The organism is Mycobacterium sp. TH-M15, assembly GCF_057473705.1.
The window spans coordinates 1-10,229 of record NZ_JBYCLB010000559.1 but is presented as its reverse complement, the minus strand read 5'-3'; the positions used below and the strand labels follow the sequence as shown (position 1 = coordinate 10,229).

Below are 10,229 nucleotides of genomic sequence, written 5' to 3'. Positions count from 1 at the left end.
GGCTTCGCTATGGTTCGACCATGCGGCGGGCCCGGACACTGGCAGGTGCGGCACTGCTGGCGGCGGGTCTGACCGGCGGCTGCGGCGCCCCGAGCGGGCCGTCGATCACCGTCTTCGCCGCGGCGTCACTGCGGCCGGCGTTCACCGAGATCGCCGAGCGGCTGCGGACCGACAATCCCGACGCGACGGTGGAGTTCACCTTCGGCGGCTCCTCGGACCTGGCCATCCAGCTGACCCAGGGGGTCGACGGCGACGTCTTCGCCTCGGCCGACACCGCGCAGATGGCGAAGGTCGCCGATGCCGGCCTGCTGCAGAGCCGGGAGCGGACGTTCGCCACCAACACGCTGGTGATCGTCACCGCACCGGGAAACCCGAGGGCGGTCAGCCGCTTCGCCGATCTGGCCCGGCCCGGCCTGACGGTGGCGGTGTGTCAGCAACCGGTCCCGTGCGGCGTGGCGACCCACCGGATCGAGGAGCTCACCCACGCCCGGATCGACCCGGTCAGCGAGGAGCCGGACGTCACCGACGTGCTGGGCAAGGTCACCAGCGGTCAGGCCGACGCCGGCGTGGTCTATCGGACCGATGCGATCAACGCCGGGGATACCGTGGCCACCGTGGAGTTTCCCGAGTCGACGCAGGCGGTGAACACCTACTCGATCGGGTTGCTGAAGGGCTCCGCGGACCCGGTCCTGGCGCAGCACTTCATCGACCTGGTGGTCGGTGAGCGGGGCCAGAAGATCCTCGACGGCGCCGGCTTCGGCAACCCCTGACCCGTGGCTGGTCGGTCCGGCCTGGTGGCGGGTGCCTGCCGTTGCTGGTCCCGGGGCTGGCCTCCGGCGTGGTGCTGGCCTTCGCCCGCTCGCTGGGCGAGTTCGGCGCGACGCTGACGTTCGCGGGTTCGCCGGCAGGGGGTGACCCGCACGCTGCCGCTGCAGATCCAGCTGGAGCGGGTGACCGACGCCGACGCCGCCGCCGAGCTGCGGCTGATGCCCGGCGACCCGGTCTGGTTCTCGGTGCAGGCCGACGAGGTGGCGCTGCGGCCGAGGCCCCGGCGCAGCGATCCGGTTGCTCGGCGTGGTAACCCGACACACCGCTACGCACCCCGCACTTGCGTCACCTCTGTAACACGGTAGGTTTCACTGACATGAAGCAGGACCTACCCAAGCGCGCCTGGCCCATCACGCTGGCGACGGTCAGTGCGATCGCCGCCTTGACGGCCGTCCCGGCACAGGCCGACCCGGTGCCGCCGCCGCCCCCGCCGAACATCGCGCCGGCCGATCCGCTGGCGCCACCGCCGCCGGCCGAACCGGAGGAAGGCCGGGTCGACGACGTTGCCGACGGCTTCAGCTACGTGCTGCCCGGGGGCTGGGTGGAGTCCGACACCAGCCACCTGGAGTACGGTTCGGCGCTGCTGAGCAAGCAGACCGGCCAGCCGGTGCTGCCCGGCCAGCCCACGCCGGTCGCCAACGACACCCGGATCATCCTGGGCCGGCTGGACCAGCGCCTGTACGCCAGCCAGGAGGCCGACAACGCCAAGGCGGCGACTCGGCTCGCCTCCGACATGGGCGAGTTCTTCATGCCCTACCCCGGAACCCGGCAGGACCAGGAGACCGTCGCGCTCAGTGGCAACGGCCTGACCGGCAGCGCGTCCTACTACGAGGTGAGGTTCTCCGATACCGCGAAGCCGAACGGCCAGATCTGGAGTGGTGTGATCGGCACGCCGCCGCCGGCCGCCGGCCAGCGGGGGGAGACCCAGCGCTGGTTCGTGGTCTGGCTGGGCACGGCGAACGACCCGGTGGACCGGGGCGCGGCCAAGGTGCTCGCCGAGTCCATCCGGCCGTTGGCGCCGCCACCGCCGCCGCCGGGTGCGCAGGCACCGCCGCCGCCGGGTGCGCAGGCACCGCCGCCGCCCGAGGCTCCGCCGCCGGGTGCGCAGGCACCGCCGCCGGGTGCGCAGGCGCCGGCACCCGGCCAGTAACCGCGGCCGGGACGACCCGAACTCCGGCGAGTCGGCGTTACGCTAGCGGGTGACCGACACAAAGGAGCAGGGAATGAAGACCGTGGCAGCGACAGAGTTCCTCGCCCGCTCGTCAACGCTGACCAGCGTCGGGTGGATCGGGTACATCCTGATCGGCGCGATCGCCGGTTGGCTGGCGAACAAGATCGTCGGCAGTGGTCGGTCCGGCATCCTGGTGGACATCGTGATCGGCGTGGTCGGGGCGCTGCTCGGCGGCTACCTGTTGAGTTTCTTCCTCAACACCGCCGGCGGCGGATTTTGGTTCACCCTGTTCACCGCGGTCCTCGGTTCGGTGATCCTGCTTTGGCTGCTCAAGCTGCTGCGAAGCAAGATTTAGCCCGGGCGGTCGGTCAGTCTTCGGCCGGCGTCACCGCGCGAGGCGGCGCTGCGCCGACAAACCCCGGTCAGCCGGGCACGATGGATGGCATGACCGCATGCCCGCAGCCCGCGATGAGCGCGTGGCGGGTGCACCGGCCCGGTCCGATGAGCAGTGGCCCGCTGATCCGGGTGACCGCCCCGGTGCCCGAGCCGCAACCCGCCGAGCTGCTGGTTGCCGTGCACGCCTGCGGCGTCTGCCGCACCGATCTGCACGTCGCCGAGGGTGACCTGCCGGTGCACCGCGCCCAGGTGACCCCGGGTCACGAGGTGGTCGGCGAGGTGATCGAGGTGGGCGGTGACGCCGGCGAGGAGTTCCGGGTCGGCGACCGGGTCGGGATCGCCTGGCTGCGACACACCTGCGGGAACTGCGGGTACTGCCGGCGCGGCGACGAGAACCTCTGCCCGGAATCCCGGTACACCGGCTGGGACGCCGACGGCGGCTATGCCGAGTTCGCCACCGTGCCGGCGGCGTTCGCGCACCACCTGCCCGACGGGTACAGCGACAGCGAACTGGCGCCGCTGCTCTGCGCCGGCATCATCGGCTATCGCGCCCTGCTCCGCGCCGACCTGCCGCCCGGCGGCCGGCTGGGCCTGTACGGGTTCGGCGGCAGCGCGCACATCACCGCCCAGGTGGCGGCGGCGCAGGGCGCGGAGGTGCACGTGATGACCCGCGATCCCCGCGCGCAGCGGTTGGCGCTGGAGCTCGGGGCGGCGTCGGCGCAGGGGGCCGCCGACCCGCCGCCGGTGCTGCTGGACGCGGCGATCCTGTTCGCCCCGGTCGGCGAGCTGGTGCTGCCCGCGTGCGAGGCGCTGGATCGCGGCGGAACCCTGGCGATCGCCGGAATCCACCTCAGTGACATTCCGGCGCTGAACTACCAGCGGCATCTGTTCCAGGACCGTCAGATCCGGTCGGTGACCTCGAACACCCGTGCCGACGCCCGGGCGTTCCTGACGGTGGCCGGTGAGCACCACCTCACGGTGACGACGCCGGAGTATTCGCTCGGCGATGCCGATCGCGCGCTGGCCGACCTGGCCGCCGGCCGGATCGCCGGCGCGGCGGTGCTGCTGGTCTGAGCCGGCGGCCGGCCCGCGGCGGTGTCAGCCGGAGAGCTGCCAGACCATGGCTGCGGCCAGCGCCCCCAGCCCGTTCAGCGACCAGTGCAGCGCGATCGGCGCGATCAGGCTCCCGCTGCGCCGGCGCAGCCAGCTGAACACGAAGCCAGCTGCCCCGGTGGCGCAGACGGCCAGCGTCACGCCCGCCGCCATCCCGACGAAACCCCCGCCGAATAGTCGGGTGAGACCGATATTGCTGCTGGTCAGCCCGAGTGACGATGCCACATGCCAGAGGCCGAACAGCAGCGAGCCACCGGCCGCCACACCGCGAAACCCCCAGGCCCGATTCAACGCGCCGTGCAACGCCCCGCGAAACGCCAGCTCCTCGGGGATGACGGTCTGCAGCGGGATGATGACCATCGACGCGACCAGCGCGCCGGAGACCGTCGCATAGCGGTTGTTCAGGAACATCGGCCGGGTCCAGGGCAGCAGCGCGCCGACGGCGACGACCGACAGCACCACCAGCACGGCGGCCATCGCATACCCGCCGCCCGATCTCCACTGCGCGCGGCTCAGCCCGAGTTCGGCCCAGCTCAAGCCGTTGCACCGGACCAGGATCAGCAGGGTGGCGGCCGCCGCCGGAACGGTGACGATACCCGCTCGCGGCGTGGTGAAGTGCGCGACCAGATTGGTCAGCACCAGCGCCACCACGACGACGGCGACGTCGAGATAGGTGCGGAGATGGTGCAGTGCCGACAGCTGGGACAGCAGCGGGTGCTGGCCGTGGGGCACCGCACACGCGGGCGCGGTCATCGTCGGGAAGTCTACCGGCACGGCCCGGACCGGGCTGTCAGCCGATCGGATGTTCGCCCGGCTCCTCGACCGGCGCCGGCGGAACGGTCGAGGTCACCACCGGCGGGCCATGGTCCTCGCAGATCACCCTGGCCGGGTCACCCGTCGCGGTGTTGCGGACGACCTCCTTGCCCGCCACCACGATCGCGCAGGTGATCGTTCCCGGGCCGGCGGTCTGTGCGCTGAGCAGGTGCACCGGCGGGGCGCCCTTCAGCACCCGGGTGACCTCCACCGACCACGGGAGCGTGACGTTGGTGGCGTGCAGTTGGCCGTTGTCGGTCTGGTAGGTGACGTAGCCGGCCACCCCGGAGCCGGTCAGTTCGTAACGCACCGGACCTTTGGCGGACGGCGGCTCGGGGTCGGCGGTGGCCGTGGTGAAAGTCCAGGTGATCGTCGATCCGACGAGCACGCCGGAGACGATCGAGATCGCTGTACGGGAGACGCGGCGGCGCCGCGGGTGACCGGTCATGGGCATCACTTTATTCTGCCGGTACCCGCACGTGGCTAGTTCAGCCTTTCCGGATCCTCGACATCCCTCGACGGAGGGCCGCGACCCGGCCATTACCCTTGCCGCATGCCCGTGGACCCCAGAACCCCCGTGCTGATCGGTTACGGCCAGATCAACCAGCACGACCCGACCGAACCTCTGGAACCCGTCGACCTGGTGGCGGCCGCGACACGGCGGGCCGCCGACGCCAAGGTGCTGGCCGCGGTTGACTCGATCCGGGTGGTGAACCTGTTCACCGCGTACTACCGAGACCCGGGACGACTGTTGGGGGAGCGCATCGGCGCCGATCAGCCGGCGACCGGATACACCCCGGTCGGCGGCAACGTGCCGCAGTCGCTGGTCAATCAGGCGTGTCTGGACATCTGGGGCGGTCGCGCCGGGGTGGTGCTGCTGGCCGGCGGCGAGACCTGGCGCACCCGCACCCGGCTGCGGGCCGACGGCAGGCAGGTGCCGGTGACGGCGCAGGACGAGGCCGTCCCGGTCGCCGCGAGCCTCGGCGACGAGGTGCCGATGATCGGCGAGGCCGAGGCCCGCATCCGGCTGGATCGACCGGCGTACGTCTACCCGATGTTCGAGCAGGCGCTGCGGATCGCCGCCGGTGAGCCGGTCGACGAACACCGCCGGCGGATCGCGCGGCTGTGGGAGCGGTTCAACGCGGTGGCGGTCGGCAACCCGCACGCCTGGATCCGCAAACCCGTTACCGCCGAGGAGATCTACCAGCCGAGCGAGACGAACCGGATGATCAGTTGGCCCTACACCAAGCTGATGAACTCCAACAACATGGTCGACCAGGCTGCCGCGCTGGTGCTGACCTCGGTGGGCACCGCCACCGAGCTGGGGGTGCCCACCGAGCGTTGGGTGTACCCGCAGGCCGGCAGCGACGCCCACGACACCTACACCACCGCCGAGCGGCACGAGTTGTACCGGTCCCCGGCGATCCGGATCGCCGGAGCGCGCGCTCTGGAACTGGCCGGGATCGCCGAGGTCGGCGGCATCGACTACGTCGACCTGTACTCCTGCTTCCCGTCCGCGGTCCAGGTCGCGGCCACCGAACTCGGGCTGCCGCTTGATGATCCGGACCGGCCGCTGACCGTCACCGGCGGGCTGACCTTCGCCGGTGGCCCGTGGAACAACTACGTCATGCACGCCATCGCGACCCTGGCCGAGCTGCTGGTCGCGCACCCCGGACGCCGTGGCCTGATCACCGCCAACGGCGGATTCCTGACCAAACACAGCGTCGGGGTCTACGGCACCGAACCGCCGCCGGCGGGATTCCGGTGGGAAGACGTCCAGCCGCTGGTCGACCGGGAACCCACCCGCAAGTCCCTGGTGTCCTGGTCCGGGCGTGGCAGCGTGGAGACCTGGACCGCGCCGTTCGACCGGGACGGCCGGCCGGCGAAGCTGTTCCTGGCGGTGCGCACCCCGGACGGGTCGCGCACGTGGGCGATGGTCCCCGACGCCTCGGTCGCCGAATCCGCGGTGCGCGACGACATCGCCGGGGCCGCCGTCGACGTGCACGACGACGGGACCGCGACGCTGCTCTGACGCGCGACGGCCGGGTCAGCTGGACAGGTCGGCCAGCGGTGCGTGCGGGTCGGCCAGCCGGGTGGGGTCGACCGGCCGCCGCGAGCGGATCAGGGCTTTGATGTCGTCGAGCCCCTCCCAGATGTTGACGTTCATCCCGGCCAGCACCCGGTTGTCGGCGGTCAGCCAGAAGCTGGTGTATTGGCGGCCGGTGACGTCACCGCGAAACACCACCCGGTGGTAGCCGGGGGCGTGGCCGACGTACTCCATGCCGAGGTCGTACTGGTCGGTGAAGAAGTACGGCAGTTCGGCGTATTCGCCCGGCTCACCCAGCATCCCGGCCACCGCCACCGCCGGCTGCTTGAGCGCGTTGGCCCAGTGCTCGGTGCGCACCCGGCCACCCAGCAGCGGATGTTCGGCGGCCGCGATGTCTCCGACGGCGTAGATGTCGGGGTCGCTGCTGCGCAGCGCGGCATCGACCAGAACCCCACCGTCATCGACGGCGAGCCCGGCCTGCTCGGCCAGCTCGATGTTGGGTTGCGCGCCGACCGCGACCAGCACGGCGTCGGCGGTGATCTCCGTCCCGTCGGCCAGCCGCAGGCCGGTGGCCGCACCGCCGGCGGTGGTGATCTCGGCGACCGTGCAACCCAGCCGCAGGTCTACCCCGTGCGCCCGGTGCAGGTCGGCGAAGACCGCGCCGTTCTCCGCACCCAGCGCGGCCTGCAGCGGCAGCGGGGCGGTCTCGACGACGGTGACGTCGACGCCGCGCTGGCGGGCACCGGCCGCCACCTCGAGCCCGATCCACCCGGCGCCCACCACCGCCAGCGAAGACCCTTCGGTCAGCGCGGAGTTCAGTGCCGACGCATCGTCGATGGTGCGCAGGTAGTGCACCCGTTCGGCGTCGGCCCCGGCGATGGGCAGCCGGCGAGACCGGGATCCGGTGGCCAGCAGCAGCCGGTCGTAGTGGACACCGGCGCCGTCGGTGAGCCCGACGGTGCGACCGGGACGGTCCAGCGACACCGCCCGGGTGCCCAGCCGCAGGTCGACATCGTGCTCGCGGTACCAGTCGGCGGAGTTGACGGTGAAATCGTCGAGGGTCTTCTTGCCGGCCAGATACTCCTTGGACAGCGGCGGGCGCTCGTACGGTGGATGCGATTCTTCACCGATCACCACGATGGTGCCGTCGAAGCCGTTGTCCCGAGCCGCCTCGGCGGCCTTTGCCCCGGCAAGCCCGGCGCCGATAACGATGAACGTCTCCGACCGTGTCATGTGCGCTGCTCCGTTCGTTGTGCTGGCCCTGCTGCCGTCGGCTGCGCCCTACCGGAGCGCAGGCCGGCTCCCCGCCGGCGACGTTACCCCGGTTCCGGGGTTTCCACCGGAACCAAGCGCCGCAGCTGGGTCACATGCCGCGGTGACAGCTCCTCGAGTGAGCCGACCCCGAGCAGCCGCATGGTGCGGACGATCTGGTCGGACAGGATCTCGATCGCCCGGCGCACCCCGGCCTCACCGCCGGCCATCAGCCCGTACAGGTAGGCGCGTCCGATCAGGGTGCAGCGGGCACCGAGCGCGATCGCCGCGACGATGTCGGCCCCGGACATGATGCCGGTGTCCAGCAGGATCTCGATGTCGGCGCCCAGTTCGCGCGCCACCTTGGGCAGCAGCTCAAACGGCACCGGGGCCCGGTCCAGCTGGCGGCCGCCGTGGTTGGACAACACGATGCCGTCCACACCGAGATCGACCAGGGCGCGGGCGTCGTCGAGCGTCTGAATGCCCTTGACCACGAACTTCCCCGGCCACTGGGATCTGACCCAGGCCAGGTCATCGACGGTGACACTCGGGTCGAACATGGTGTCCATGTACTGCCCGACGGTGCCCGGCCAGCGGTCCAGCGACGCGAACGCCAGCGGTTCGGTGGTCAGCAGGTTGAACCACCAGGCCGGTCGGGGAATCGCATCCAGCACGGTGCGCAGGGTCAGCGCCGGCGGGATCGCCATCCCGTTGCGGGCGTCGCGCAGCCGTGCCCCGGCGACCGGGCAGTCGACGGTGGCCAGCAGGGTGTCGAAGCCGGCGTCGGCGGCCCGGCGCAGCAACGCCATCGACCGGTCCCGATCACGCCACATGTACAGCTGAAACCACTTGCGGGCCTGCGGCGCCGCGGCCGCCACGTCTTCGATGGCGGCGGTGCCCAGGGTGGACAGGGCGAACGGGATGCCGGCGGCCGCCGCCGCCCGGGCGCCGCCGATCTCGCCCTCGGTCTGCATCAGCCGGGTGAAGCCCGTCGGCGCGATCCCGAACGGCCACGCCACCGACCCGCCGAGCACCCGCCAGCCGGTGTTCACGGTGGTGACGTCGCGCAGGATCGCCGGGTGAAACTCGATGTCGCGGAAGGCTTGCCGAGCCCGGGCGATCGAGATCTCGTCCTCGGCGGCGCCGTCGGTGTAGTCGAACGCCGCCTTCGGGGTCCGTCGTTGGGCGATCCGGCGCAGATCATCGATGGTCAGCGCGCCCTCCAGCCGGCGTCGGGTGCGGTTCAGCCGTGGCCGTTTGAACCGGATCAACGGTGCCAGGTCGCCGACCCGGGGGACTCGTCGCCTGACCGCCACCGTCACTCCTTCCGCCGTCCGCCCGCTATCCGGTGGGAACTGTGCCACGGTGCGGGTGTGGCCGACAGCGCCGACCCGGTCAACCTGCAGCGCTGTCTCGACGCGCAGGCTCGGGTGCATCACATCGCCGTCGCCCGGCCGGCCCCGCCCGGCTGGCCTCGGCGCCGATAGTCGGCGACGAACAGGGCTTTCAACGCGTCGGCGAGCTGCGGGGCCGGCCCTTCGGCGACGGCCTTGGGCGCGACCGCGGTGATCGGCAGCGGCGCCACCGGCGGCGGCGCCCCGTGCAGGTCCGCGATCCAGCCGTACGTCTGCGCCGCCGACGTCGCGTAGACGATCCGGCCGAGGCCCACCCAGGCGTGGGCGGCCGCGCACATCGGGCAGTGTTCACAGGAGGTGTAGACGGTGGTCCGGACCCGGCGCACCGGGGCGAGGTTGGCCGCCGCCCACTGCGCGACGTTGAATTCGGCGTGCCGGGTGGGGTCGCCGGCGCCGGTCCGGTTGCGGTCCTCGTAGAGGATGCGGTCATCACCGAGCCGGCCGCCGACGAGCACCGCGCCGAACGGCGCGTCACCGTTGTCGAGCGCTTCGCGGGCCAGCTCGACGCACCGGTTCAGGTAGCGCAGGTCGGCATCGCTGAGTGCCACGAACCCGAAGTCTACGGCGTATTCCCCCGGACGGGGGCGAGCGTGTGGTCGCCCGGGCGACCCGCCGATCGGGGAGGCGTGTCTGCGCCCATTCGCCGGCGGGTGCGACGCCGCTACGGCGAGGCGGCGGGTAGGGCCTGGGCGGCGACGATCGACTGTGCCACACCCGCCACGATGGCCGCGACCTTCAATGCCTCCACAACCGCGTCGCGGGTGAGACCGGCGTCGCGGACCGCACGCTCATGGGAGACAAGGCAATCCGAGCAGCCGTTCACCGCCGACACGGCAAAGCACCACAGCTCGAAATTGGCCTTGTCCACCCCCGGGTTACCGATGATGTTCATCCGCAGCCCCGGACGCAGATCGTCGTACGCGCCACCCAGGAAGCCCCGGCCGCGGTAGAACACGTTGTTCATGCCCATGATCGACGCGGCGCCCAACGCGGCTCGGTAGGCCTCGGCGGAGAGGTTGTCGGCCGCCTCGGCGCCGATCTGGGCCAGCACCTCGCTGCTTCGCGTCGCCGCGGCGCTGGCCAGCAGACAGCCCCACAGTTGCTCGTCGTCCAGCGCCGTGGTGCGGGTGATCGAGCCGAGGTTGAGCTTGAGGTCCTTGGCGTACTCGGGCACCGCCGATTTCAGGTTTTCAAT

The 10,229-nt window shown here is 71.6% G+C and carries 11 protein-coding genes and 1 pseudogene; 6 read left to right on the top strand and 6 right to left on the bottom strand.

The annotated features are described in order from the left end of the window. Positions 1-20: 20 nt before the first annotated feature. From modA to AC2VNT_RS13660, 5 genes and pseudogenes are all read left to right on the top strand, one after another. Positions 21-770 (top strand): molybdate ABC transporter substrate-binding protein, encoded by a 750-nt coding sequence (modA, locus tag AC2VNT_RS13680; protein WP_486947378.1) that lies wholly within the window; start codon positions 21-23, stop codon positions 768-770. 13 nt (positions 771-783) lie between these two features. Further along, positions 784-989, top strand: a pseudogene (locus AC2VNT_RS13675) (molybdate ABC transporter permease subunit); the annotation flags it as partial. Positions 990-1,144: 155 nt separating this feature from the next. Continuing rightward, positions 1,145-1,978, top strand: coding sequence for an alanine and proline-rich secreted protein Apa (locus AC2VNT_RS13670; RefSeq protein ID WP_486947377.1), 834 nt, complete (start codon positions 1,145-1,147; stop codon positions 1,976-1,978). Positions 1,979-2,051: 73 nt separating this feature from the next. Then, positions 2,052-2,354, top strand: a complete 303-nt coding sequence (locus AC2VNT_RS13665; RefSeq protein WP_486947376.1) for a GlsB/YeaQ/YmgE family stress response membrane protein — start codon at positions 2,052-2,054, stop codon at positions 2,352-2,354. An 89-nt stretch (positions 2,355-2,443) separates the two neighbouring features. After that, the gene (locus tag AC2VNT_RS13660) at positions 2,444-3,469 is read left to right on the top strand and encodes a zinc-binding alcohol dehydrogenase family protein (protein ID WP_486947375.1); all 1,026 of its coding nucleotides are present in this window, start codon (positions 2,444-2,446) and stop codon (positions 3,467-3,469) included. 24 nt (positions 3,470-3,493) lie between these two features. Here AC2VNT_RS13660 and AC2VNT_RS13655 read toward each other — a convergent pair whose 3' ends face one another. Beyond that, complete coding sequence (locus AC2VNT_RS13655; protein ID WP_486947374.1) at positions 3,494-4,261, bottom strand: CPBP family intramembrane glutamic endopeptidase; 768 nt, start codon at positions 4,259-4,261, stop codon at positions 3,494-3,496. A gap of 37 nt (positions 4,262-4,298) precedes the next feature. Further along, positions 4,299-4,769, bottom strand: coding sequence for an MmpS family transport accessory protein (locus AC2VNT_RS13650; RefSeq protein WP_486947373.1), 471 nt, complete (start codon positions 4,767-4,769; stop codon positions 4,299-4,301). Positions 4,770-4,874: 105 nt separating this feature from the next. On the opposite strand from AC2VNT_RS13650, the gene AC2VNT_RS13645 reads away from it, so the two are divergent. Further along, positions 4,875-6,353 carry an acetyl-CoA acetyltransferase gene (locus AC2VNT_RS13645; protein ID WP_486947372.1) on the top strand — a complete coding sequence of 493 codons (1,479 nt, stop codon included), beginning with the start codon at positions 4,875-4,877 and terminating at the stop codon, positions 6,351-6,353. Between the two features lie 15 nt (positions 6,354-6,368). On the opposite strand, the gene AC2VNT_RS13640 is transcribed toward AC2VNT_RS13645, so the two are convergent. The 4 genes from AC2VNT_RS13640 to AC2VNT_RS13625 all read right to left on the bottom strand — a co-directional run. Then, positions 6,369-7,601: an NAD(P)/FAD-dependent oxidoreductase gene (locus AC2VNT_RS13640; protein ID WP_486947371.1), complete on the bottom strand. Its 1,233-nt coding sequence runs from the start codon at positions 7,599-7,601 to the stop codon at positions 6,369-6,371. A gap of 83 nt (positions 7,602-7,684) precedes the next feature. Further along, entirely contained in the window at positions 7,685-8,935 is a 1,251-nt protein-coding gene (locus AC2VNT_RS13635; protein ID WP_486947370.1) for an alpha-hydroxy acid oxidase, read from the bottom strand. 119 nt (positions 8,936-9,054) lie between these two features. Beyond that, positions 9,055-9,582 carry a deaminase gene (locus AC2VNT_RS13630; RefSeq protein WP_486947369.1) on the bottom strand — a complete coding sequence of 176 codons (528 nt, stop codon included), beginning with the start codon at positions 9,580-9,582 and terminating at the stop codon, positions 9,055-9,057. A 113-nt stretch (positions 9,583-9,695) separates the two neighbouring features. Beyond that, the coding region (locus tag AC2VNT_RS13625; protein ID WP_486947368.1) for an alkyl hydroperoxide reductase at positions 9,696-10,229 on the bottom strand (534 nt) is incomplete at its 5' end.